Source organism: Glutamicibacter sp. 0426 (assembly GCF_001906485.1).
Classification (GTDB): Bacteria; Actinomycetota; Actinomycetes; order Actinomycetales; family Micrococcaceae; genus Glutamicibacter; species Glutamicibacter nicotianae.
Genome location: NZ_MPBI01000007.1, coordinates 49146 through 72570 on the forward strand (window position 1 = coordinate 49146; position 23425 = coordinate 72570).

22 protein-coding genes are annotated in these 23425 nt (G+C 62.5%); 11 read left to right on the forward strand and 11 right to left on the reverse strand.

Annotated features, from left to right (window positions below; all coding sequences use genetic code 11):
* Positions 1 to 73 precede the first annotated feature (73 nt).
* The 3 genes from BKX98_RS15320 (at position 74) to BKX98_RS15330 (ending at position 5357) form a co-directional block, all read left to right on the forward strand.
* Positions 74 to 1771: an ABC transporter ATP-binding protein/permease gene (locus tag BKX98_RS15320; RefSeq protein ID WP_158024711.1), complete on the forward strand. Its 1698-nt coding sequence runs from the start codon at positions 74 to 76 to the stop codon at positions 1769 to 1771.
* Complete coding sequence (locus BKX98_RS15325; protein WP_073707907.1) at positions 1771 to 3531, forward strand: amino acid ABC transporter ATP-binding/permease protein; 1761 nt, start codon at positions 1771 to 1773, stop codon at positions 3529 to 3531. Before BKX98_RS15320 ends, BKX98_RS15325 begins: the two co-directional genes overlap by 1 nt.
* A 62-nt stretch (positions 3532 to 3593) precedes the next feature.
* Positions 3594 to 5357, forward strand: a complete 1764-nt coding sequence (locus tag BKX98_RS15330) for an FMN-binding glutamate synthase family protein (protein ID WP_233125405.1) — start codon at positions 3594 to 3596, stop codon at positions 5355 to 5357.
* Here the strand turns inward: BKX98_RS15330 and BKX98_RS15335 are convergent.
* The 4 genes from BKX98_RS15335 to BKX98_RS15350 form a co-directional block, all read right to left on the reverse strand.
* Positions 5354 to 6418, reverse strand: a complete 1065-nt coding sequence (locus tag BKX98_RS15335) for an enoyl-CoA hydratase/isomerase family protein (protein ID WP_073707909.1) — start codon at positions 6416 to 6418, stop codon at positions 5354 to 5356. The genes BKX98_RS15330 and BKX98_RS15335 overlap by 4 nt on opposite strands.
* A gap of 59 nt (positions 6419 to 6477) precedes the next feature.
* On the reverse strand, positions 6478 to 7383 hold the full coding sequence (locus BKX98_RS15340; RefSeq protein ID WP_073707910.1) for a LysR family transcriptional regulator: 906 nt from the start codon (positions 7381 to 7383) through the stop codon (positions 6478 to 6480).
* A 46-nt stretch (positions 7384 to 7429) separates the two neighbouring features.
* On the reverse strand, positions 7430 to 7693 hold the full coding sequence (locus tag BKX98_RS15345) for a hypothetical protein (RefSeq protein WP_038991625.1): 264 nt from the start codon (positions 7691 to 7693) through the stop codon (positions 7430 to 7432).
* 135 nt (positions 7694 to 7828) lie between these two features.
* Complete coding sequence (locus tag BKX98_RS15350; RefSeq protein ID WP_174520626.1) at positions 7829 to 8302, reverse strand: Lrp/AsnC family transcriptional regulator; 474 nt, start codon at positions 8300 to 8302, stop codon at positions 7829 to 7831.
* A gap of 218 nt (positions 8303 to 8520) precedes the next feature.
* On the opposite strand from BKX98_RS15350, the gene BKX98_RS15355 reads away from it, so the two are divergent.
* Both BKX98_RS15355 and BKX98_RS15360 read left to right on the forward strand, forming a co-directional pair.
* Complete coding sequence (locus BKX98_RS15355; protein ID WP_369826805.1) at positions 8521 to 9786, forward strand: MFS transporter; 1266 nt, start codon at positions 8521 to 8523, stop codon at positions 9784 to 9786.
* 21 nt (positions 9787 to 9807) lie between these two features.
* Positions 9808 to 10287 carry a hypothetical protein gene (locus BKX98_RS15360; protein WP_073707911.1) on the forward strand — a complete coding sequence of 160 codons (480 nt, stop codon included), beginning with the start codon at positions 9808 to 9810 and terminating at the stop codon, positions 10285 to 10287.
* Here the strand turns inward: BKX98_RS15360 and BKX98_RS15365 are convergent.
* The 3 genes from BKX98_RS15365 to BKX98_RS15375 form a co-directional block, all read right to left on the reverse strand.
* Positions 10274 to 11266: an LLM class flavin-dependent oxidoreductase gene (locus BKX98_RS15365; protein WP_073707912.1), complete on the reverse strand. Its 993-nt coding sequence runs from the start codon at positions 11264 to 11266 to the stop codon at positions 10274 to 10276. The genes BKX98_RS15360 and BKX98_RS15365 overlap by 14 nt on opposite strands.
* A 127-nt stretch (positions 11267 to 11393) precedes the next feature.
* Complete coding sequence (locus BKX98_RS15370) at positions 11394 to 11597, reverse strand: cold-shock protein (protein WP_013349999.1); 204 nt, start codon at positions 11595 to 11597, stop codon at positions 11394 to 11396.
* 292 nt (positions 11598 to 11889) lie between these two features.
* Positions 11890 to 13407, reverse strand: coding sequence for an MFS transporter (locus BKX98_RS15375; protein WP_038991628.1), 1518 nt, complete (start codon positions 13405 to 13407; stop codon positions 11890 to 11892).
* A gap of 134 nt (positions 13408 to 13541) precedes the next feature.
* Between BKX98_RS15375 and BKX98_RS15380 the strand changes: the two genes are divergently transcribed.
* Both BKX98_RS15380 and BKX98_RS15385 read left to right on the forward strand, forming a co-directional pair.
* The gene (locus tag BKX98_RS15380; RefSeq protein ID WP_038991629.1) at positions 13542 to 14096 is read left to right on the forward strand and encodes a TetR/AcrR family transcriptional regulator; all 555 of its coding nucleotides are present in this window, start codon (positions 13542 to 13544) and stop codon (positions 14094 to 14096) included.
* A 17-nt stretch (positions 14097 to 14113) separates the two neighbouring features.
* Entirely contained in the window at positions 14114 to 15370 is a 1257-nt protein-coding gene (locus tag BKX98_RS15385) for a CynX/NimT family MFS transporter (protein ID WP_073707913.1), read from the forward strand.
* Here BKX98_RS15385 and BKX98_RS15390 read toward each other — a convergent pair.
* Entirely contained in the window at positions 15367 to 16023 is a 657-nt protein-coding gene (locus BKX98_RS15390) for a trimeric intracellular cation channel family protein (protein WP_038991632.1), read from the reverse strand. The genes BKX98_RS15385 and BKX98_RS15390 overlap by 4 nt on opposite strands.
* A gap of 60 nt (positions 16024 to 16083) precedes the next feature.
* Positions 16084 to 16623: a DUF1697 domain-containing protein gene (locus tag BKX98_RS15395; protein WP_073707914.1), complete on the reverse strand. Its 540-nt coding sequence runs from the start codon at positions 16621 to 16623 to the stop codon at positions 16084 to 16086.
* A 75-nt stretch (positions 16624 to 16698) separates the two neighbouring features.
* On the opposite strand from BKX98_RS15395, the gene BKX98_RS15400 reads away from it, so the two are divergent.
* On the forward strand, positions 16699 to 18648 hold the full coding sequence (locus BKX98_RS15400; RefSeq protein ID WP_073707915.1) for a prolyl oligopeptidase family serine peptidase: 1950 nt from the start codon (positions 16699 to 16701) through the stop codon (positions 18646 to 18648).
* Here the strand turns inward: BKX98_RS15400 and BKX98_RS15405 are convergent.
* On the reverse strand, positions 18645 to 19055 hold the full coding sequence (locus tag BKX98_RS15405) for an RNA-binding S4 domain-containing protein (RefSeq protein ID WP_073707916.1): 411 nt from the start codon (positions 19053 to 19055) through the stop codon (positions 18645 to 18647). The two genes, BKX98_RS15400 and BKX98_RS15405, sit on opposite strands and share 4 nt — an antisense overlap.
* A 44-nt stretch (positions 19056 to 19099) precedes the next feature.
* Positions 19100 to 19453, reverse strand: coding sequence for a hypothetical protein (locus BKX98_RS15410; protein WP_073707917.1), 354 nt, complete (start codon positions 19451 to 19453; stop codon positions 19100 to 19102).
* A 75-nt stretch (positions 19454 to 19528) separates the two neighbouring features.
* Between BKX98_RS15410 and BKX98_RS15415 the strand changes: the two genes are divergently transcribed.
* The 3 genes from BKX98_RS15415 to BKX98_RS15425 all read left to right on the forward strand — a co-directional run bounded on the left by BKX98_RS15415 (position 19529) and on the right by BKX98_RS15425 (position 23420).
* On the forward strand, positions 19529 to 21961 hold the full coding sequence (locus tag BKX98_RS15415; RefSeq protein ID WP_073707945.1) for a Tex family protein: 2433 nt from the start codon (positions 19529 to 19531) through the stop codon (positions 21959 to 21961).
* 145 nt (positions 21962 to 22106) lie between these two features.
* Entirely contained in the window at positions 22107 to 22607 is a 501-nt protein-coding gene (locus BKX98_RS15420; protein ID WP_038991642.1) for a ferritin, read from the forward strand.
* Positions 22608 to 22706: 99 nt separating this feature from the next.
* Positions 22707 to 23420 (forward strand): SH3 domain-containing protein, encoded by a 714-nt coding sequence (locus BKX98_RS15425; RefSeq protein ID WP_143181157.1) that lies wholly within the window; start codon positions 22707 to 22709, stop codon positions 23418 to 23420.
* Positions 23421 to 23425: the final 5 nt, after the last annotated feature.

Consider the following 23425-nt stretch of genomic DNA (forward strand, 5'->3'; position numbering starts at 1 on the left):
CTGCCGGGTGGCTCTGGCCTAGGATAGGAGGGTGCGTAGGGTCTTTGGAATTTTTTCGGCGTCAACAGCCATCGTGGTGGCACTGAGCCTGATTGCCGCGGCCGGAACCGCCGGCCTGGTGATCGTCGTGGGCCAGGGCCTGGATGAGCTCTTGTCCGATCGCCGGCTGGGCACCCAATGGTATTTCAGCGCCGTCGGCGAGCTGCTGGCCATGGCCGTCGCCACCTTCTTGATTCCCGTGGTGATCTCGCGCAACAGCCAAGACCTCACCGAGCACCACCGCATGAAGCTGCTCAAGCACTATCTGTCCATCGGCCCGCTGGCAGTGCGTGCCGCAGGCGAGGGGGAACTGGTCCATGCTGCCATGGATTCGGTGGAACGGTCGGTGAAGTACCGATCAAGCTTCATCGGCCCGGCCGTCTCCGCGGTGGCCACCCCGGTGTTGATCCTGTGCTTCATCGCCTTTGCCATTGACCCGCTCAGCGCACTGCTGATGCTGGTTCCCACCGCACTGGTTCCGGTCATCGTGCTGGGCTTCCAGCGGCGCTTCGGCGCCTCGAACGGAGAATACCGCCGAGCCCAGGGCATCCTCTCGGCGACCTTCCTTGATGCGCTGCGTTCCCTGGGCATGCTCAAGCTCAACGGCGGCAGCCGCTGGATGGGCGCCCGCATCGAAAAGGCCACCGAACGGGTACGACAGCAGGTGATGAAGCTGCTGGCCCGCAACCAGCTGATCCTGCTGGTCATCGATTCAAGCTTTGCCGTGCTGTTGCTCGCCACCGCCTGCCTGCTGGCCTGGTGGCGCGCCGGCTCCGGGGCGATCTCCCCGGGCGCAGCGCTGTCCCTGGTGATCCTGAGCTTCTTGATGCTCGCGCCGGTGAACTACGTGGGCAGCTTCTTCTACATCGGGATGACAGGGAAAGCCGCCGAGAAGAAGCTGGCAGAGGTCGCCGGCATTCCGATGCACCGCTCCATGGCCAACCCGCTGGACGTGGACCTGCGCCACCGCGATCTGATCCTGGACGGCGTCAGCGCCGGCTACGACAGCGGCCAGCAGGCGCTGTCCGGCATTTCCTGGCATTTCCCGGCAGGCTCGCGGACCGCCATCATCGGGCCATCGGGCAGCGGCAAGACGACCCTGCTGCGCGTGCTCCAGGGCCAGCTCGAAGCGTCGGACGGCACCATCCGCGATGCCCGCCAGGCCATGGGCCCGGCAACCCTGAAAGCCAGCACCGCCGTGGTGGAACAGCAGGCAACGCTCTTTGGCATGAGCCTGCGCGAGAACCTCCTGCTCGGTTCGTCAGGCGCCAGCGACGGCGAACTGCTCCACACGCTGCGCCGGGTCGGGTTGGGACCGTGGTTCGAGGGGCAACCCGATGGATTGGACCAACGCCTGGGCGAGGGCGGGGCGCGACTGTCCGGCGGCCAAGCCCAACGCCTGGCGCTCGCCCGGGCCTTGCTTGCGCAGCGTCCGATACTGCTGCTCGATGAACCGACCAGCGCCCTGGATGTGCAGAGCGAAGCGGAAGTGCTCGGAACTCTGCGCGGCTTGGACCGCAGCACCACGGTCATTACCGTCACCCACCGTCTGGGCCTGCTCGCCGACTACGACTATGTGCTGGTCATGGACCAGGGACAGCTCATCCAGGCCGGAAGCCGCGAAGAACTGCTGGCCACCGATGGCTATCTCAAAGAGGCAATGGACGGATTCCGCCACCGCGCCGAAGCCCTGCACTCCGGCGGCCGGACCGAAATGGGGGAGGGGAACTAATGCATACGCAGAAAACCTCCACGCTCACGACCGTCGCCTGGCTGCTGGGCAGCACCAGGGATCTGCTCCCGCCGCTGCTGCTGGCCTGCGTGCTCGCCTGCGCCACCCGGCTGGCGTCCCTGGGAATCTACGTCATCGCCGGCCTCGGCCTGGCCAAGGCCCTGCAGCTGGACACCGGGTTGCTGCCAGCCGGCACCGGCTGGGGCATGCTGGCAGCCGCGGTCATCGTCCTGGGACTGGCCAAGGGAGCACTGCGCTACCTGGAACAGTATGTTGGCCACCGGGTGGCGTTCCTGTCGCTGGCACGATTGCGCAACCGCATGTACGAGGCCTTCGAACGCCAAGCGCCGTTCACCGCCGGCACCAAGAATTCCGGCGGGATGCTCGCCAAGGCCACCAGCGACATCGACAAGGTAGAGGTGTTCTTCGCGCACACCCTGCCCCCGGCCGTAGCGGCTGTAGTAGTCAGCGCCCTGGCAACCTGGGGCACCTGGTCGCTCTTCGGCAGCGAACCGGCCCTGGTGCTGCTCGCCGGCTATGTGCTCATTGGCGTGCTCATCCCGGCCATCGGCGTCGGCTCCCTGCGCTCCAGCGCCCGGAGCACCGCCGCCGCCCGCGGCGTCCAGAATCAGCTGCTGACCGACACCCTGGCCGGCATCGACGTGATCCACGGCTTCAACGCCGGCAAACCGGTCATGGAGAGCCTGCGCGGCAGCCTGCAGCAGACCAGGCAGGCCGCCCGCTCGACCGGTAGCTGGACCGCGGTACGGGCCACGCTGACCCAGCTGGTGATCTGGGGCAGCCTGCTCACGCTCTTTGTCCTGCTGGGATCCGCCAGAGAATTCGGCACGCTGCTCCTGCTGTGCTGCGCCCTGGTCCCGTCCTATGAAGCGGTGCGCGCCGTGGACGGCTTCATCCTGGGCCTGCAGGACTCGCTGGCCAGCGCTCGCCGGCTGCATGCCACCGCGGCAGCCAGCCATCCGGTGCATGAAACAGCCAACCCGGTGCCCCTGCCTGCCACCGGCACCTTGCGCGTTTCGGATCTCTGTGTTGAATTCGAAGGCTATCGCGCAGTTCAGGGCGTGGACTTCGACCTCGAACCGGGATCTTTGATCGCCATGGTGGGCGAGAGTGGCTCCGGCAAGTCCTCGATCGCCGCCGCCCTCGTGCGGTCGGTGGAAGCGGAAGGCATGGCGAGCTTTGCTGGCGTGCAGCTGGAAGCGGCGAGCTTGGCGCAATTGCGCCAGCGAATCATCCTGGTCTCCCAAGAGGCGGTGATGATCCGCGGCACGCTGCGCGAGAACCTGCTGCTCGGTGCCGAGGGGATCAGCGACGCGGCGATGGAAGCGGTCCTTGAAGAGCTGGGACTGGGGCCATGGCTGTGCAAGCAGAAGGACGGTTTGCAGACCCGGCTGGGGGATCGCTTTGCACGGCTTTCCGGCGGCCAGCGGCAGCGGGTGGCCCTGGCCAGGGCGCTGCTGCGCCAGCCTGCGGTGCTGATCCTCGATGAATCCACCAGCGCGCTGGACGCCAGCAGCGAGCAGCTGGTCCTGGATGCTGTGGAGCGCCGGCGCGCCGAAGGGATGGCGGTGCTGATGATCAGCCACCGGCTCTCGATCCTGCACCGGGCACAAAGCGTGCTGGTGCTCCGCGATGGCCGGGTGTGCGAACGCGGTGCGGCGCAGGATCTGCTGGCCGACGAGCAATCCTTGTTCTCCCGCATGTCCGTGCGCGAAGCAGACAGGGTCCTGCCCAGCTGATTCATGGGCGCTGGCTTGAGGGGACTGACAAGCTGGAAGGGACGTACTAGGCTCGCAATATGATGCGAATAGTGGTTCTCCTGTTTCTGGCTGTTCTATTCACTGGCTTCGTGGTGACGGCGATCCTTGCCGGCACCTCCGGAGAATGGGTCTGGTGGATCCTTGTCGTGCTGACCGGCTTGCTGGTGCTGCTGGGCATCAGGGACCTGTCGCAGAAGAAGCACGCGATCCTGCGCAACTTCCCGATCGTCGGGCACGCCCGCTACCTTTTCGAATTCATCCGCCCCGAGATCCAGCAGTATTTCATCGAGCGCAACACCGATGGACGTCCCTTCAGCCGCGATACCCGCTCGCTGATCTATGCACGGGCCAAGGGCGCAGATAGCCACAAGGCCTTCGGCACGGAGCTGAACGTCAATGAAGTCGGCCACGAATACCTGCTGCACTCGGCGGCCCCGGTGGCCCCGTCCACCTCGCAGCACCGCGTCCGGGTGGGCTCCAGCCAATGCTCGAAGCCCTATGAGATTTCGCTGATGAACATCTCCTCGATGAGCTTCGGTTCGCTGTCCGCCAACGCCGTGCTGGCCATGAACAAGGGAGCGGCGACGGGCGAGTTCGTCCATGAAACCGGCGAGGGCGGGCTGACCAAATACCACCTGGAATACGGTGCCGACCTGTTCTGGGAAATCGGTTCGGGCTACTTCGGCTGCCGCACCCCGGAAGGCCGCTTCAACCCTGAAACCTTCGCTGCCAAGGCGAGCCACGAGAACGTCAAGGGCATCACCATCAAGCTCTCGCAGGGCGCCAAGCCCGGGCTCGGCGGCGTGCTGCCAGCTGCCAAGGTCACCGAGGAGATCTCTGCGGCCCGCGATGTCCCCATGGGCGTGGACTGCATTTCGCCCGCCAGCCACGCAGAATTCTCCACCCCGCGTGAATTGATGCATTTCGTGGCGAAGCTCCGGGAACTGAGTGGCGGCAAGCCGGTGGGGATCAAGTTCTGCGTCGGTTCCCGCACCGATGTCATGGCCTTGTGCAAGGGCATGCTGGAAACCGGAATCCTGGTGGATTTCATCACCATTGACGGTGCCGAGGGCGGCACCGGCGCCGCCCCGCTGGAATACGAAGACCATGTTGGCGCGCCGCTGACCGAAGGCTTGATGCTGGTGCACAACACCTTGGTGGGTGCCGGGTTGCGCGATGAGATCCGCCTCGCCGCCGCGGGCAAGGTCGCCAACGGCTCGGACATCATCAAGCGGCTGATCCAGGGGGCGGACTTCACCTTCTCGGCACGCTCCATGATGATGGCCACCGGCTGCATCCAAGCCCAGCAATGCCACACCAACCACTGCCCGGTTGGCGTGGCTACGCAGAACAAGCGACTGATGCGCGCACTGGATGTGGAGGACAAGGGGCACCGCGTCTACAACTACCATCGCCTGACCGTCACCGAATGCGCGCAGATCATAGCATCGATGGGGCTGACCAGCCCGGAGCAGCTGAACACCAGGATGCTGCGCCGCCGGGTGAACCTGCAGTCCACCCGCTCCTACGCTTCGCTGTTCCAGTGGCTGCGTCCCGGCGAGCTGCTAGAGGACATTCCAAGTTCCTGGAAGGAGGATTGGGATGAGGCGGATGCGGACCACTTCGGCGAGCATGCGCCGCTGGACTATGCGGCACCCAGGAGCGTGGACATCACCCCGTCGACGGTCCACGAACCAGAAGATGCGGTGAGCGCGCCGCGCATCGAGCCGAGGGAATCAGCAAAGGTGCGCCCGGTGCACGCAGATGTCACCCGGCCCGAGGGCAAGCCCGGGGCCGATAGCTAGCCTTCGGAACCAGCAGCCAGGGACCGCAAGACTTCGTGGTCGACGTCGTCCAGCGAAGCCGGAATCCATGCGGGATTGCGGTCCTTGTCAATGACCTGGGCGCGGATGCCCTCGGCAAGATCCGGGCGGTGCATCAGGTAGCGGGCCGAGCGCAGCTCGCGGTCCAATGCCGAACGCAGGTCCTGCTCAGCACGGGCGGCACGCACGTTGTAGAACGCGCTGGCCATGCTGGTGGGGCAGTTCGCCGCCAGCAGCTGCGCCGCGCGCTGCGCCGCGGGATGGACCATCTGCCCCAAGCGCTCGATGACTTCCTGCGGGGAGCCGGCGCTGAAAGCATGGTCGATCCAGCCGCGATCCATCTCCAGTGCGAAGGACTCCGGGGCTCCGTGCATGACCTCGATGGCCGCCGCGATCTCGCCGGCATTCAGCCCGGCGAACTCCTCGAGCTCATCGAGGATGTTCGCGGCGAATTCCTCGGTGACCACGACGTCGGCGAAACCGAGAAGCACTGCATCTGCTCCGGTGAAGGACTGCGCGCTCATGGCGTAGTACTCGCCGAAGTGTCCCGGGGCGTTGGCCAGCAGGTGGCTGCCGCCCACATCAGGGGTGTAGCCGATCTTCGCTTCGGGCATTCCCATGGCTGCGTTCGGGGTCACCAGGCGCACCGGTGCGTGCGAGGCCAACCCGATGCCTCCGCCCATGGTGATGCCGTGGGCCAGGCTGATCAGCGGCTTGGGGTAGGCGGAGATCAGATAGTCGAGCTCGAATTCGGTGGAGAGCAGATCGGCAAAATCCTGGTGCCGTCCGGTGGTGACCGCTGCATGGAAATCGGCAATATCCCCGCCGGCGCAAAAGGCGCGCTCGCCGCGGCCGGTGAGCAACACCAGGGAAATCGAAGGGTCCGCGGCCCAGGCACGCAGCACCCGGCCCAGCTCGGTGAGCATCTGAAGGGTCAGTGCGTTGAGCTTGCTGGCGCGGTTCAGCTGGATGTGGCCGATGGGGCCATGCACGGCCGCGATGACCACGCTGTCGCTGGAGGATGCAGGGCTTGGGTTCTCCACCGGGGAATTCCTCTTTCTTGGGACTCAGGCGGCCATCGCTGGGGCCGCGGCGCAATGAATTAGCGGGAGAGGACCTGGGCGAGCCGGTCCAAGACCAGCGCTGCCTTCGGTTTCTTCGAATTCTCCGGCTTCAGCGCGAAGATGGAGCGGGCCAGGCGGATCTCTGGTGCATCCACAATGCGGATGCCTTCCGGAGCGTTGGCCATGGCCAGATCGGGGACCAATGCGGCTCCCAGACCCGAGGACACCAGGCTCAGCGACGCATTGAAGTCATCGCAGTAGGCGGCCACCTGCGGGTGGATGTTGTAGGACGAGAACAAGCGGGAAATCAGGGTGGCGTCCGAGGTGCCCGGGTGGTGGAAGATCCATGGCCATTCGGCCAATTGGTCCACGGTCAGCTGGGAGTCTTCGGCGATGGGCCAGGATGCCGGGATGACCACGCGGAACTGGTCATCGCCCAGCCAGGTGCGTTCAAGGGATGCCGGCCAGGACAGCCCTCCGGGTCCCACCTGGAAGATCAGTGCGAGGTCGAGGTCGCCGCTGGTACCAAGGCCCGCGACAGTCTGCTGGGGTTCGCCGATCCACAGGCGCAGGTTGATGCCCAGGGAGGACCAATCCGGGGCCTTGAGAATTTGCGGCAGTGCGTAGGTGGCCAGCGACGGGAAGATGCCAAGCTTGATTTCCTCAAGGTCGGTAGCTTCGGTGGAGATCGTGGCGACGTCCGCCATGAGCGCGTCGAGGTCGGTCAGGACTCGTTTGGCGTGGCGCACCATGCGCAGCGCGCCGGGCGTCGGGGTAATGGAGCGTGCGCCGCGCAGGAACAGCGTGGTTCCGGTGCTCCGCTCCAATGCTGTCATCTGCTGGGAGACAGCGCTGGCTGTGTAGCCCAAGCGGGTTGCGGCCGTGGCAAAGGAACGATGCGCCACCACTTCGAGCAATGTGCGCAGATGAACTGGATTAATCACTTCTAAAGTCTATGGCTTTTAGCCCAAGAATTGCTTAGCCCGCGGACTAGAGTTCATCCTCCAGATCAACGAGTTCCGAACTTTCCCCGTCCTCGTCATCTTCTGAGGCGAATTCGTTGTCCAGATCATCCTCGGTTTCCAGATCATCGTCATAGAGGTAGTGGCGTTGTGCCAGCGGGTCGAGATTGCGCATCGTCTCGGGCATGTCGCTGGAGCCCTCGTAAGCCTGGGAATCCCGTCCGTCATCCGGTTCGTAGATATCGTTGCCGTATTCCGGCGCAAATTCTGTGGTGTCGAAATCCTTGCTCATTGCGTACTCCTTCGTCGAATACGAGGGATCCGCCGGAAGCCGGGGATCTACCTCGTGACTTCTCGTATTCCCAGAGTAGGACCCGAATACTCGAAACGAAAGACTTGTTTTCTGCAGTGGAAAGTGAATGACTTCCTAGTGGTCATGTTCCGCATAATGCTCCAGCAGGGGAGCGGCACGGTAGGCCAAATGCGTATGGAGCGCGAAGGTTGTTTCCGAACGGGTGACCCCCTTGATGCGCAGGATCTGGCGCAACGCCGATTGCAGCTGGTGGGTGTCGGTGGCGATGAGCCGCACCCAGACATCGCCGCGTCCGGAGGTCTCATGGATTTCGAGCACGTTGGGGATCTGGCGCAGTGCGGTGATTACCGAATCCAGGTCGCGGTGGTTCACTTCCAGGGTCACGAAGGCCAAGACGTCATAGCCGAGCTTGCTCAAATCGATGTCGCGGCCGCCATCACGCAGGATTTCGGCACGCTGCAACCGGCGCAAGCGCGACTGCGCTGTGTTGCGCGCAACACCGACCTCATCTGCGAGTTCAGAGATCTGGATGCGGGGATCCTTGATCAGCGCGAGCAGCACTTTCAGGTCTACATCATCTAATCGCACTATATGCTCACTCCGGGTCAACTGCGGGGCCAAATTTTTGAACAAACTGCTCAAATTCTAGCAAGAAATATCCCTGGTTGCTTCCGGTGAGCGGATATTAGTGATTGAACGGTCTGTTGCAGTAGACAAACGCAAGCAGAACGCTCAACTCACCGGTGGGGCAGCGAGTGGCCCCACCGGTAAAAACTCTTCCGGGCACCTTTCTTGCCCAATTGGTAGTGGCTACTTTGATTCTGGGAGTGAATTTGTCGGTCATCAGCGAGCTGCGCATGCAGCCCATGAACCATCGCGTCATCTCCTGGAACCCGGGGCTCACCGCCCGGCTGGTGATCACCGTGGCAGTCAGCTTCCTGCTGCTGGTCGGGGCCAACCTGGCCACACCGTTATACCCGGCGCTGCAGGCCGAATTGCACCTGGGCGCCATGGGAACCACAGTGGCCTTCGCAAGCTATGTCTGTTCGCTGATGGTCTTCCTTTCCACGGTGGGGCACTGGTCGGATCATATCGGCCGCCGTGCAGCTCTGGTGGTAGCAGTCGTCGTCTCGATCGCCGGTACGCTCGTGTTCGCTTCGGCCAGCAATCTGCTGGAACTGTGCCTTGGCCGTGGTCTGCAGGGCACCGGGGTCGCCTTGGCTACCGGCGCCAGCGCAGCAGCGCTTCGCGAGCTGCTTCCATCCCGGCCAGAGTGGGCCTCGCGCTTCACGTTGCTGGCATCTTCTGGAGGTGTCGCCTTCGGTCCGGTTCTCGGCGGCGCGCTAGCGGATCTGCCCGGTGGACGCCACACAGTGTTCGTGGTGCAGGCATTCTTGCTGCTGCTGGTCTTGATTCCCTTGAGCATCCTGCAGGCACGTCCCGCAATCGCACTGGCCGAACGCGGTCAGCGGAGCAAAGCACTGGCCCCACGCCGCTTGGGCATCCCCAGCTCGGCGCGGGAGCAATTCTGGCTCGCTGCCCTGGTCGGCTTCTTGAGCTTTGCCATCTTCGGGTTCGTGCTGTCGTTGGCCCCGGGCTATTTTGCCGGTGCCTTCGGCTTGGAGTCGCTGTTGGCCATTGGCCTGATCGCCGGCCTGCCCTTGGGCATCTCCGCCCTGTCGCAGCTGGTGGTGCGTGGCGGGAAGAGGCTCCTGCCGATTGGACTGGGGCTGATGGCGACCTCCACCGTAGGGTTGGCGGTGGCCGCCGAGCATCGCCAGCTGGCCTGGGCGATCGCTGCCTTGGTGCTCCTTGGCCTGGGCCAGGGCATTGCTTTCCGCACCGCATTCGCCTCCGCTGTTGATGCGGTCAGCGACCAGCAGCACGCCCAGACGGTGTCCACCATCTACCTGGTGACCTACCTTGGCAGCGCTGTTCCGGTCATCGCGCTGGGCTGGGCCGTGGGAGCCTTCGGACAGCAGCAAAGCATCTTGGTCTTCTCCCTCTTCTGCTCCGCGGTGGCCGCTGCGCTCACGCTCTGGGCATGGATGGGACTGCGCCGAGCAAGCTAGGATCCGGCGTACTGTGGAGGCATGACTAGTTCTCTGCAGACCCCCTCCACGGGCGCCAAGTGGGCTGTAGTCGCACGGATCTACATTCCTGCACTGTGGCTCGGGCTGATTATCGGCATCTCGTTCATTGAGGCGCCACTTAAATTCACCGCACCCGGGATTACCATTCCCTTGGGTTTGGGCATTGGCCGCCGGGTCTTTTTCGCCATGAACATGGTCGAGATCCTGTTCTTCATCGCCCTGCTGGCCGGTTCGCTCAAGCGTGGTACCGGCAAGGCATGGAGTTGGGGCGTAGGGCTGGTCGGACTGATGCTGCTGCTTAAAACCGCAGCGATCCGCCCTGGACTTTCGGCGCGTACCGATGCGGTACTTGCTGGAAACTCCGATGGCGGATCGCTATGGCACTATGCCTATATAGGCGTCGAGCTCTGCTTGACCCTCGCCCTGATTGCGCTGCTGGTGATGGCAGCAAAGCGCTGGATCGGAATTACTGGGCGATAGCCAGCTGGCAGGCCTCGGCGGTAATCATCACCGAATCCAGCCGGGCCTGCTCCTCGGTGGGGTAATGGATGGTGATGAGCTCATCCGCCTGCGCTGCCGAAGCGAAGTGGCGCAAGTACTCAGCTACCTGCCGCCCGGTGCCCACTGCCGTGTAGCGCATCATGTCCAGGATCTGCTGCGCCTGCGGAGTATCCATGAGCATATCGATCTCCGCTTCGGTGAACTCCTTCTTCGCCGAGCGGCCGATGAAGCTGGCGACCCGATGGCGCTGGGCAACTTCCAGCAGTTCATGCGCGCGCTCGGCAGTTTCCGCGGCCAGGACGCCTACGCCGGCAATGACATACGGTTCAGCTAGCTGCTCTGATGGGGTGAATTCCTCGCGGTAGATGCGGATTGCCTCATGCAACGCCGCAGGTGCGAAATGCGAAGCGAAGGAATATGGCAGACCGAGCTGGGCTGCGAGCTTTGCGCCGAAGAGCGACGAGCCCAAAATGTACAGCGGGACGTTGGTCCCTGCACCCGGGGTTGCCGCCACGGTGGGAACCCGGGAATCGCCAGCAAGGTAAGCCTGCAGTTCCAGCACGTCATGCGGGAAGGAATCTGCGGCCGAAGGATCACGGCGCAAGGCGCGCAAGGTGGTCATGTCGGTTCCCGGGGCGCGGCCCAAGCCCAGGTCGATGCGGTCGCCGTAGATTTCGGCTAGCGTGCCGAACTGCTCGGCGATCACCAGCGGGGAGTGGTTTGGCAGCATGATGCCGCCCGAGCCCAGCCGGATGGTTTCGGTGTGGTGGGCAATGTGGCTGATCAGCAGCGAGGTCGCGCTGGAAGCGATGGTGGGCATATTGTGATGTTCCGCGTACCAGACGCGTTCATACCCATGGCGTTCTGCGGTTTGCGCCAGTCGGACGGAGGACTTGAAAGAATCGGAAATCGTTGACCCGGGTGCAACCGGTGCCAGATCCAGAATAGAAAGCTTCACATCCGGTACAACCGCCGATAGCTAGGAAGTATTCCTGCAATTACTGCCGCAGACGCAGGAAACGGCTACCCGCTGTGCGGATAGCCGTTTCCTGGGCTAAGTCTGGCGTAAGTGCCAAAGCCCTGCTTTAGAGAGCGCGAATGTCTGCAGCCTGCAGACCCTTTGGACCCTCAACGACTTCGAACTCCACCTTCTGGCCCTCGTCCAGGGTGCGGAAGCCCTGGGTCTGGATTGCGGAGAAATGTGCGAAGACGTCTGGATCGCCGCTGTCTGGAGCGATGAAGCCGAAGCCCTTTTCAGCGTTGAACCACTTGACGATTCCGGTTGCCATATTCTTATTTGGTCCTTTCAGACGTTTCTCGCCGTTTAGCTGGCGAGCTTGGTTGTAATCTACGCACCGTTCGGCATCCGGGAAGGATGACGAATGATGCGAAGCAGCCAAGTCATTCACTTCACGTCTAGAAGGGGCTCGCGTCAACCGAGGTGGTAAGACATTCACAAACTTCTAACGGGTACTTCGCGAATTACTTTGGAACTACATTGCCTAGCCTACGTGTTTGCTGGCGACAAATGAACAACTTTGAACCAATTAATCAAAAATTTGGGTAACTGGTTCGCCGAGTTCATCGAAATGCCGGTTTGATAACGCGGAACACCACTGCGGCGGCGATCAGCGACAAGACGGCGGCAATGCCTGAGGTGAGCACCACGCCGTGGTCGAAGGCCAGCGCGGCGGCGTCCAGCAGGGCTTGCGCGTCGGCAGGCTGCAGCGAAGCGGCCACCTGATGTGCACCACCCAATGTCTCACCTGCCAGCTGCGCCTGGGTGTCGGTGAGCGAGCCTGGAACCAGCAGCCGAGAGGTATAGACGGTATTCAAGATGGTTCCCAGTACCGCGACACCCAGCACCGATCCCACCTCGTAGGCGGTTTCCGAGATGGCCGAGGCCGCGCCGGCCTTGGAGGCTGGAACCGCGGCGAGCACCATGTCATTGGACAAGGTCTCGGTCATGCCGATGCCCGTGCCCAGGACAGCGAATGCGGCCAGCAGCAAGAAGGTGTTGGAGCCTTCTCCTGCCATGATCACCATGAGGTAGGCGACCGCGGAGAGGATCAGGCCAATGGCCATGACATTCGGCGTGCCGAAACGGCGGGACAGTGCCACCGAGAGCAATCCGAAGCCCATGGTCAGCACCAGGCCGGGTGTCATCCAGAGCCCGGCCTGGAGCGGGGAGAACCCTGCAATGAGCTGCAGATGCTGGGAGACGAAGTAGATGAAGCCCACCAGCGAGAAGATGCCGATCAGGTTGACCATCAGCGCGCCCGAGAACAGCGCGTTGCTGAATAGGCGGACATCGAGCATCGGCTGCTGGGACTTGAGCTGGCGGCGCACGAAAGCAACGCCGCACACAATGGCGAGGACGATGGCCGCGGCTGAGAAGTACCACGGCGCGCTGACCGCGGTCTTGATCGCGTAAACGAAAGGAAGCAGGGTGAAGACGACCAGCAGGATCGAGAATGGATCCACGCGGCCAGGGTTCGGGTCCTTGGATTCGGGAACAAGGATCATGCCGCCGATCAGCAGGGGAAGAAGCATTGGCACGGCCATCAGGAAGACCGAGCCCCACCAGAAGTGCTCCAGCAGCACGCCGCCGACAATTGGGCCCAGCACTGCGCCGCCGGAGAATGCAGCCGCCCAGACCGCAATGGCGGTGCGGCGTTCAACATCATCCGGGAAGATGTTTCGGATCAGCGACAGCGTGGCCGGCATCAGCATGGCGCCGAAGATGCCCAGCAGGGCGCGGGCTGCGACCAGCTGTGTGGCGTCCGTGGCGAAGGCTGCCAGTGCCGAGACCAGCGCGAAGCCGGTAGCGCCGATCAGCAGCAGCTTGCGCCGGCCGATGCGGTCGCCCAGCGAACCCATCGGCACCAGCAATCCGGCCAGGATCAGCGGGTAGATGTCGATGATCCACAGCAGCTGGTTTCCGGTTGGGGACAGCGCTTCGGTGATTGCCGGCACCGCGAAGGAAAGCACGGTGTTGTCGACGGAAATCAGCAGGACGGGGAACAGCAGGACAACCAGCGCCGCCCAACGGCGCGGCTTGCTGAGCATGAGTGCGCGTTCGGAGATATTCGAGGTCATGACGTTCGCCCTTGGGTAGGAAGTGGAATGCGCGGTTCTCTGCCGCAATTAATAACTGTACCGTCTAGACGGTATAGTTACAATTGTTGGTAAAGTCAGATCGATCACGAACTATGCCCTGGAAAAGGAGAACTATGGCTCGCCCACCCGCTGCCCGCGGCAAAGTGCTTGACGCCTACATCGCACTATTGTGCGAAGAAGGGGAGCGGGCTGCCACGCTGGACGCCACGGCCGCACGCGCTGGAGTCTCCAAGGGAGGGCTGCTGTACCACTTCGCATCCAAGGAAGCCTTGGCCGACGCAGTCATCGAAGCCGCGGAGGAGCATGTTGCCCGGGATGCAGAGTCGATGCGCACCGCGGCGGAGGGCGCGTCGGTTTATTACGTGCGCACCAGCGCGGAAGTCGATACCGAACTGGACCGGCATCTGGTGGCCCTGCAGCGCCTGGCCCAGGCCGGGGTCAAGGCGGCGACGGAGAAAATCGAGAGCACCAATGAGCGGTGGTACCGGTGCATTCTGGATGAAGTCGGCAGCAAGGACATCGCGCATCTGGTGATGCTTGCCGGCGAGGGGCTCTACGCAAACCTGGCCCTGCCCGGGACTTGGTACGAGCGTAATTTTGATGGTGAGCTCGATCGCTTACTAGAGTTGGTTTCGAAAATAAAAAAGTTGGGAAACCTCAACGAATAGCGAGCAGGTAGAAAACAATGAAGAACCAGAGCGTTGCTTCTCCAATCAGTGGACGAGTTGGAGCGCTGCTTGGCATCCTGCTGCTGGCGCTCTCGCTCCGCGCCGCAGTGGTCTCCGTATCCCCACTGCTCTCCCGCATTGAGTCGGACGTCGAATTCACGGAGTTCACCACCGGCCTGCTGGCCATGCTCGCACCCATTGCGTTCGCGGTCTTCGGGTTGCTCACCCCGCGGCTGATCAAGGCGTTCGGTCTGGAAAAAACCCTGATGATCTCGCTGGCATTGGCAGTCATCGGCCAGGTCGCCCGGGTCTTCATGCCCGAGGTCTACTCCTTCCTCGCCCTGTCGATCATCACCTTGGCCGGCTACGGCATGGGCAACGTGGTGCTGCCGCCATTGGTCAAGAAGTACTTCCCGGACCGCATCGGCATGGTCACCAGCGGCTATGTCACGATGCTGGCTGCCGGCACCTGGATGGCCCCGCAGTTCTCTGTCCCGCTGGCCAACCTCAGCGACTGGAAGGTGTCCATCGGCTCCTGGGCCGCCCTGTCTGGCATCGTCCTGGTGCCCTGGCTGGTGCAGCTCGTCGCCGACCGCGGGACGCAACGCCCGGATAACCCGGTGCACCCCAGCGGGATCGCGCAGCCGATCGCCAAGATCAACCCCTGGAAGTCCAAGGTGGCATGGGGCCTGGCAATTTTCCTGGCCGGAAACTCGGCACAGACCTACGTCTACTTCACCTGGCTTCCGCCGTACCTGCAGGACCGCGGCCTGGACGAACTGGCCGCCGGCAACATGCTCGCGCTCTTCGCCATCCTCGGCCTGCCGGTCAGCCTCCTGGTCCCGCTCTGGGTGCCACGCCTGAAGCACCCGATCATTGCAGTGCTGGTCTTCACCGCCTGCTGGATCTCCGGGCACCTGGGCATCTACCTGTCGCCAACGCAGAACACGGCGCTGTGGATCTGCCTGGCCGGGCTCGGGCAGGGCACCTTCGCCATCGCCTTGCTGATGATGAACCTGCGTTCGCGCACCACCTACGGCTCGGGGGTGCTCTCGGGCTTCGCCCAGGGCCTGGGCTATGCCGGTGCCGCGGTGGTTCCGATGCTCTTCGGCGTGGTGCAGAAGGCCACCGATTCGTGGGGAGCCGCCTTCTCCATGCTGGGCGGCTGCGTCGTGGTGATGCTGATCGGTGCGATCATCATCAACCCTCCGCGCACCATCGAAGACGATTCGCCAGGCACCGAAGAGCTGGGCAAGCTCGAGCGCATCGACTAGTAGTGGCGCTGGGGGCCATCGTTGCTCCCAGGCGCGGGATGGGATCGATGCCAATGGCCCGCGGCCAACGGCACCGACCAGCTGAAGCGGATGGACGCGACGCGGATGGCAAACGCCAAGGCGGCAATGCCCGCACCGACGGGAACGTTCATCACACCCAGATGCCATGCCACGGCGGTAAGCGCCGCACCCACCATTGCGGCCAGCGCATAGATGTCGCGCGGGTTGAACAAATCCGGGGTCACATTGGAGATGACATCGCGCATCAAGCCGCCGCCCACGCTGGTGATGACACCGAGCAGGACCGCGGTGACCGGATTGAAGTCGTTTTCAAGGGCCTTGAGCGTACCGGTGACGCAGAATAGGCCCAATCCTGCCGCATCGAAGAGCTGGACCAGCCGGTGCAGCTTCTGCACCGCGGGGGTAAATGCATAAACGCAAAGGGCAGCGAGCACCGGAGGCACAAAGTAGACCGGGTGCTCGAACGTCGCTGGTGATTGATTGAGAATCAAATCCCGCACCACTCCGCCGCCCAAGCCGCAGACTCCGCCGAGGAAGGCCGAGCCGAGCAGGTCGAAGCCGCGGCGCGCAGCCATCAAGGAACCCGCGACGGCGAAGAAGAAGATGCCGATGAGTTCGATCAGGATGTACATTCCGGAGCCTTTTGCAGGTCAATCAGGGGGACAAGGCTCAATTATTGCTCACCGGAGATCTCAGCCAAGAATCTTTGCGACCTTGACCAGGGTGTTGTGGTTCCGGGTCGTCACCAGCCGGTGCTTCGCCTGGGCGTCCATGAGCTTCCCGATGGGATTCGTGGTGCTCTGCCCCTTGCGGACAATCCATGCCACGGCACGGTCCTGGACCAGATGGGTTGCGGGCTCAGCCAGGTCCTGGATGGCAGCGCCCAACGCCTGGGCATCCGCAGCTGATTCGCAGAGCGTGAAATACCCGTGGTGCTCGCTGGCCGGTTCAGGCAGGGGCAGCGGGAAAGGCTGGGACAGCCGCTGGACCTCCTTGACGGTGCAGACAATCGTGGGAATCGGTCGCTGGTAGTGCTCGGCCAGGACCGCATCGCATTTTTCCTTGACGGCCAGCGGGTCGTCGGTGCGTGCGCTGAGCACGGCATTGCCACTGGCCAGTAGTGTTTTCACGTCGGTGAAACCAGCATCTTCTAGCAGATGGACCAGGTCTTTCATCAGGACTTTGACCCCGCCGACGTTCACACCACGCAGGAAAACTGCATATCTCGTCATGGATCAATCCAAGCGCACTGAATTGATGCTTGTCGAGGGTCGTGATGAATCGCAAAGATCGCTAGGATCAAGAATATGCCTAAGCACTTGCCCTTTGGATCCTGGCCATCATCGATTTCCGCGCATGACGTTGCAGCAGGAACCAAGCCACTGGGCGGTGCCTGCTTCTACGGGGACAAGCTGATTGTCCAAGAAGGCCGTCCCGCCGAGGGCGGGCGCATCACCCTTATGGAATACGGCACCGACGGCACGCCCGGCGCAGAACTCATCCAGTCCCCGTACAACGTGCGCTCCCGAGTCCACGAATACGGCGGCGCCAGCTGGATGCTCATTGAAGGCAGCACGCCGGCCATTGTCTTCGTGAACTTCTCTGACCAGCGGGTGTACTCCCAAGCCGCAGGCACGCACAACCCGACGGCACTGACTCCGGCTAGCGGCAACGGCGCCGATCCGCAGCTGAGATTCGCAGAATTCACCGAAGGCCCGGAAGATTCCATCCTGGCCATCATGGAAGACCTGCGAGCAGAACCGGTACGCCATATCGTGCAAATCCCGCTGGACGGCAGCGCCGCCGAGGACCTGGACAAGATCCGCGTGCTCAGCGCCCCGGCACGATTTGTCGCAGCGCCTCGGATGAATCCAGCTGGAACGCGGTTGTCCTGGATCAGCTGGGAACACCCGAATATGCCGTGGGACTCCACCGAACTGCACCTGGCCGATTTCGCTGGCGAAGGCGAACTCAAGGACACTGTCATTGCTGGTGGAGCAGATATCTCGGTCATGCAGCCAGAGTGGCTTGATGATGACCAGTTGGCCTTCATCTCCGATGCCAGCGGCTGGTGGAACCCTTACCTCTACCAGGACAGCTCGGCGCGCATCACCCGGCTGGTTGACCGTCCCGCAGAATTCGCTGGCCCGCTCTGGCAGGTAGGTACCGGGTGGTACCTGGCAGAAAGCGCCCGCACCATGCTCTGCTCCTACGGCACCGGCACCACCAGACTGGCACGTCTGCACGCGGATACCGGGGGACTGGAGGACTTCGACCTGCCGTTTACCCGCATCCGCCCCTACGAGCTGCGTGAAGGCTGGCTGCTTGCCGGCACGTCATCGATGACCCAGGGCGAAGAGATTACCTTGATCAACCTCGATACGCTGGAGCATCACGCGGTGACCCGTGCGATCGCCCAGCTGCCGGACCCAGTGATGCTTCCAGACGTCGAGGAATTTCAGTGCAAGAACCTCGCGGGACAATCCGTCCATGCCTTGCTCTACCGGCCATCCCAGGAAGGCTATGCAGGAATGGAGGGCGAATTGCCGCCATTCGTCACCTTCGTGCACGGCGGGCCGACCAGCCAGGCTTCGCCGACGCTCAGCGCCACGGTGGCCTACTACACCTCGCGCGGAATCGGCGTCGTTGACGTGAACTATGGCGGCTCCACCGGCTACGGCCGTGAATACCGAAACCGCCTGCGCGGTGCCTGGGGCGTGGTCGATGTGGCCGATACTGTTGCCGCGGTCAATGCGCTGGTGGCGCAGGGTATCGCCGACCCCGCACGCATCGGCATCGAAGGCGGCAGCGCTGGCGGGTGGACCGTGCTGTGCGCACTGACCTTCTCGGATGCCTTCACCGCAGGCATTAGCCGCTATGGCGTTTCGGATCTGGTGGGCCTGGTGCAGGACACCCACGACTTCGAATCGCAGTACATGTTCTCGCTGGTGGGACCGTACCCGGAAGCCGCTGAACTGTATGAGAAACGCGCGCCAATCAACCACGTGTCCAAGATTTCCTGCCCGGTACTGCTGCTGCAGGGCGATGAAGACAAGGTGGTGCCGCCGGCGCAGTCGCAGGTGGTGGCTGACGCGCTCGCCGAACGCGGCATCGACCATGCCTACATCCTCTTTGAAGGGGAACAGCACGGTTTCAGGAAGTCGGAGAACATCATCAAGGCGTTGGAAAGCTCCCTGGCTTTCTACGCGCAGATCTTCGGATTCACCACCGACGTTCCGGCGATAGAGCTGTCCTAGAACAGATCAGCATCTGGCGCTGGGGCTTGCCAGGAATCCCGCAAGCGGTCCATTTCGCGGCGGTCTTTCTTGGTGGGCCGGCCGGCGCCACGCTCGCGAATCGGTACCTGGGGAATGACCAGGCGCTCGCGGGGCGGGGTGTGGTCGATGTAGCACTTGGCGGCAACGGGCGCGCCAACACGCTTCGAGATCAGCCCGCTGACTTCCAGATCGCGGTCGAAACCGTCTTTGCGCACACGGATGCGATCACCGGAAACCACAGCTTGAGAAGCCTTTACCGGGTCGCCGTTCAAGCGGACGTGCCCGGCGCGGCAGGCGGTGGTCGCCGCCGAACGGGTCTTGTAGATGCGCACCGCCCACAGCCATGCATCGAGACGTACTTTGCCGCTTGTTGGAATTTCGACCATGAGAAAAGTCTAGATCAGCCGATACTTGGTGCGGCCAACGGCGACTAGTTGGTAATTGTCGCTTCGTCGCAAATCTCGACCAGGCGCTGCTGCAGGGCTTCAGGTGCCTGGTCTCCGGAGTTCGCCAGCTCTTGGAGCACATCAACCAATTCCTGTGGCAGGCCGCCGCCTTGAACTGATTTCACTATGGATGAGAGGACGCGAAGTTCGCTTGCGTCGATCGTGCCGTCCTGGACGGGAGCGCAGGCCTGACGCACGATTTCCTTGGACGCTGCATCAGTCAGCTGGTTGGCTGCATCGGCCGCAGTGTCCTCGACAAATGCGCATCCGCTGCTCAAAAGCGCCATGCTTGAAATAGCAATTAGCGCCGCTGACTTTCGAACTTTCACAATCCCCATAACAACAAATCATAGCTACGGAGATTGAGTTTCTGCTGAATGCCAACCGAGTCGATCATCAGAAGATCGGACCGCATGATGCACAATGGATCGGTGACTAGCGAGCAGAAGAACACCGCAAAAGACAGCGCGACCGGGCAGCACATCATTGCCCAACTGGCCAGGGAACTTTCCAGCGAATCCGCTGTGGCACCATGGCAGATCAAGGCAGCGATCGAGCTCTTGGACTCCGGATCAACGGTTCCCTTTATTGCCCGCTACCGCAAGGAAGTCACAGGCATGCTCAGCGATAGCCAGTTGCGTTTGCTCGAAGAACGTCTGCGGTACCTGCGCGAGCTGGAGGACCGCCGAGCGGCTGTCCTTGAAGCCATTGCCGAAGCCGGAAAGCTGACAGACCAGCTGGCCCAGGCCATTCGTGCGGCCAGCACCAAGGCGGAGCTCGAAGACCTTTACCTGCCATTCAAGTCAAAGCGCCGCACCAAAGCCCAGATTGCCCGCGAAGCCGGATTGGAACCCCTGGCTGATCTGCTGCTCTCTGATCCATCGACGGATCCGGTGCAGGCAGCTGCCGGCTACCTGAACCCGGAGGCAGGTTTTGCCACCGATGCCGATGTGCTGTCTGGCGCGCGTTCCATCGTGACCGAGCGGGTATCCCAAGACGTTGTTCTCGCTGGGGAATTGCGCGAACGCCTGTGGAAGACCGGAAAAATCGGTGCCAGCGTCGCTGCCGGCGCGACCGCAGAAGGACAGGGAAAGTACTCCGATTACCTGGACTACGTGGCAGATCTTGATCGCTTGCCCTCGCACCGGGTCCTTGCCCTGTTGCGCGGCGAACGTGAAGGGGTGCTGAATCTGCAGCTTGCCGAAGCTGACCCACGGGATGAACAGGCTTTGGCCGACGCCCGCGGCAATTATGAGAACGCCATTGCCGCGTCCCTGGGGCTGAACGTTCCCAGCGATGCACCTGCCGCCAAATGGATTGCGCAGACCGTGCGGTTGGCGTGGAAGGCCCGCCTGCTGACCCGTTTCGAATCCGACCTGCGTTCGCGATTGTTCGAAGCCGCCGAAGATGAATCGGTGAAGATCTTCGCGGCGAACCTGCGCGACGTCTTGCTGGCTGCGCCGGCTGGCAACAAGGCCGTGCTGGGCTTGGACCCAGGCCTGCGCACCGGTGTGAAGGTTGCCGTGGTGGACCTGACCGGCAAGTCGGTGGAAACCGCGACGATCTATCCGCACGCACCAGCCAATAAGTGGAATGAATCCATCGCAGTGCTGGCTAATCTGGCAAAGAAGCACGGCACGACGCTGATTGCGGTGGGCAATGGCACGGCCGGGCGTGAAACGGACCGACTGGCGGCTGAAGTCATCAAGGCGCTGGGCGGCGAGGGCATCAGCAAGGTCATCGTTTCGGAAGCTGGCGCTTCGGTGTACTCGGCCTCGGAACTGGCCAGCCAGGAACTGCCGGATATGGATGTGTCGCTGCGTGGCGCGGTATCGATTGCCCGCCGCTTGCAGGACCCGCTGGCCGAGCTGGTGAAGATCGATCCGAAGTCCATCGGCGTGGGGCAATACCAGCATGATGTCACTGCCTCGAAGCTGGACCGCGCGCTGGATGCGGTGGTCGAGGACTGCGTGAATGCCGTGGGCGTCGATGTGAATACCGCATCTCCGTCGCTGCTGGCCCGTGTGGCCGGCGTGGGACCGCTGCTCAGCCGCAACATCGTGGATCACCGCAACGCCAACGGACCGTTCGCCACCCGCAAGGATTTGCTGAAGGTACCGCGTCTGGGAGCCAAGGCTTTCGAGCAGTGCGCGGGATTCCTGCGCATCACCGGAGGCAAGGAGAAGCTCGACGCGTCCTCGGTGCATCCTGAAGCCTACGCGTTGGCCAAGACCCTGCAGGCCAGCGCCGAGGCCCAGGGCCGCCGGCTTGAGGAGCTGAACCCGCAGGACTTCGCCACTGAGCAGTTTGGCGAGCCAACCATTCGCGACGTGATCGCCGAGCTGCGGCGGCCTGCCCGTGACCCGCGCGGTGAGTTCGTGACGGCTACGCTGAAGGAAGGCGTGGAGACCATCAAGGATGTGAAGCCGGGGATGATCATGGAAGGCACAGTCTCCAATGTTGCGGCTTTCGGTGCATTCGTGGATCTCGGTGTCCATCAGGACGGCCTGATTCACGTGTCGGCCATGAGCAACAAGTTCATTTCGGATCCTCGCGAGGTGGTCAGCTCCGGCCAGATTGTCAAGGTCAAGGTGCTGGACGTAGACGTTGTGCGCAAGCGCATCTCGCTGACCCTGCGCCTGGACGATGAACTGCCCGTTGCCGGAGAAGTGGGCAAGAATTCCGGGCCGCGCGAGCGGAAGGGGCCGGGGGCTGGCGGTTCGGCACGACCAAGCCAGAATCGGAATGGGCAGAATCGCAATGCCCGGTCCGCCCAGGGAAAACCTGCTGCACCGGGCAACACCGCGATGGCTGAGGCACTGCGTCGGGCAGGGTTGGGCAAGTAGATTGCGAGCGGTTCGGTTGACCTAACCTAGGTTAGTATCGGCTAGGTTAACTTGATCCCAACTTGGGATGATTCCCTAATTCAGGTTGGACTAAGTGAGTCCAAACTTCGGTGACAAGGCGCTTGTGCAGGGTTATTCTGGTGGCATGGAACTTACAGGAAAACTGGCAGAAGCCTTCAGCACCCAGGTAACTCTCGAACTAACCGCAGCCACGGTTTACCGTCAGCTGGCAGTTGAAATGGACGTTTTGAGCCTCCCAGGCATTGCTGGCTGGTTCCGCGCCCAGGCTGGCGAGGAAATCGTGCACGCGGAAAAGTTCATGACCCACATGACCGACCGCTCGGCCCACCCGAAGATTGGCGAGCAGCCTGCACCGACCGTGAACGTGAACAGCGTTGCCGACGCGTTCGCTGCCTCGTTGGCGCACGAGCAGAAGGTCTCCGAAGCAATCCGCGAGCTGTACCGCTTGGCACAGACCGAGGGAGACATCGACTCCATGCCGTTGCTGCACTGGTTCATCGACGAGCAGGTGGAAGAGGAAGCCACCGTTAGTGAAATCCTGGACCGCGTCAAGATGATCGGCAACGACGGAAGCGGCCTGCTGCGACTGGACGCAGAACTCGGCTCGCGCTCTTCCGCATCCTAAGAGGCTGCGAAGCACGCATCTTCTAAATATGGAATAAACTTAGGGAAGCAACCGGTGGTTGCTTCCCTAAGTTTTTCAGTTGAGGTGGTCGTGAACCAGGTGGGCTTTCCACATCAGTCGGCGCGGACGTCGTCCGTTGCCAATACCCACCGGACGACTGCCTCGCTCAAGCTGCGCAAGGGCGCCGGCCGCCACTATGTAGTGCAAAGCCATTTGGAGCAAGGCACCGAGCTGGTGCTGATCGAGGTCAAGGGCTCGTGGGCGCACGTTCTCGTGCACCATACGTATGGTTGGTTGCCGAATATCTATCTTGAACCGATTCCAGCGGTATTCGACGAGCCGGCAGTTGCAGAAGACGATGACGAATTGGCCGAGCCGGTTCTTTCACGTTATTCATTGATCGAAGCCACCCATGTGACGACAGCTACGTTGAATCTGCGCAAGGGAAGCGGCACCGGTTATCCGGTACTCAAGGTCATTGACCAGGGTTCCAAGGTCCGGTCGATGCTCCAGCAGGGGCTATGGTCCCAAGTGCAGTGCGGCAAATTGCTCGGCTGGGTTCCAAGCATGTACTTGCAGGAGATTCCATCGCGTCCAGCCAAAGGCGGATTGATTGCCGTTCCCAACCAGCGTGCACTGACCACCATTGGCTTGAACGCGCGTCGCGGTCCTGGCGACCACTATTCGTTGGCGCGAATTCTGCCTGCAGATACTGCAGTTGTCATCGTGGCCCGTCAGGGCGCGTGGCGGCGGATCGACCGTGACGGCGAAGAAATGTGGATCCCCGCTAGCCAACTACGCACGGTGTACTAACGGCC

What these genes read in the sequence shown, in the direction of transcription:
- BKX98_RS15410 (WP_073707917.1), bottom strand. Translation starts at nt 19,453, where the DNA reads ATGGGGATTGTGAAAGTTCGAAAGTCAGCGGCGCTAATTGCTATTTCA.
- BKX98_RS15345 (WP_038991625.1), bottom strand. Translation starts at nt 7,693, where the DNA reads ATGAGCAAGGATTTCGACACCACAGAATTTGCGCCGGAATACGGCAAC.
- BKX98_RS15405 (WP_073707916.1), bottom strand. Translation starts at nt 19,055, where the DNA reads ATGGTCGAAATTCCAACAAGCGGCAAAGTACGTCTCGATGCATGGCTG.
- BKX98_RS15385 (WP_073707913.1), top strand. Translation starts at nt 14,114, where the DNA reads ATGAAGAACCAGAGCGTTGCTTCTCCAATCAGTGGACGAGTTGGAGCG.
- BKX98_RS15415 (WP_073707945.1), top strand. Translation starts at nt 19,529, where the DNA reads ATGATGCACAATGGATCGGTGACTAGCGAGCAGAAGAACACCGCAAAA.
- BKX98_RS15400 (WP_073707915.1), top strand. Translation starts at nt 16,699, where the DNA reads ATGCCTAAGCACTTGCCCTTTGGATCCTGGCCATCATCGATTTCCGCG.
- BKX98_RS15330 (WP_233125405.1), top strand. Translation starts at nt 3,594, where the DNA reads ATGCGAATAGTGGTTCTCCTGTTTCTGGCTGTTCTATTCACTGGCTTC.
- BKX98_RS15420 (WP_038991642.1), top strand. Translation starts at nt 22,107, where the DNA reads ATGGAACTTACAGGAAAACTGGCAGAAGCCTTCAGCACCCAGGTAACT.
- BKX98_RS15360 (WP_073707911.1), top strand. Translation starts at nt 9,808, where the DNA reads ATGACTAGTTCTCTGCAGACCCCCTCCACGGGCGCCAAGTGGGCTGTA.
- BKX98_RS15325 (WP_073707907.1), top strand. Translation starts at nt 1,771, where the DNA reads ATGCATACGCAGAAAACCTCCACGCTCACGACCGTCGCCTGGCTGCTG.
- BKX98_RS15380 (WP_038991629.1), top strand. Translation starts at nt 13,542, where the DNA reads ATGGCTCGCCCACCCGCTGCCCGCGGCAAAGTGCTTGACGCCTACATC.
- BKX98_RS15370 (WP_013349999.1), bottom strand. Translation starts at nt 11,597, where the DNA reads ATGGCAACCGGAATCGTCAAGTGGTTCAACGCTGAAAAGGGCTTCGGC.
- BKX98_RS15390 (WP_038991632.1), bottom strand. Translation starts at nt 16,023, where the DNA reads ATGTACATCCTGATCGAACTCATCGGCATCTTCTTCTTCGCCGTCGCG.
- BKX98_RS15375 (WP_038991628.1), bottom strand. Translation starts at nt 13,407, where the DNA reads ATGACCTCGAATATCTCCGAACGCGCACTCATGCTCAGCAAGCCGCGC.
- BKX98_RS15395 (WP_073707914.1), bottom strand. Translation starts at nt 16,623, where the DNA reads ATGACGAGATATGCAGTTTTCCTGCGTGGTGTGAACGTCGGCGGGGTC.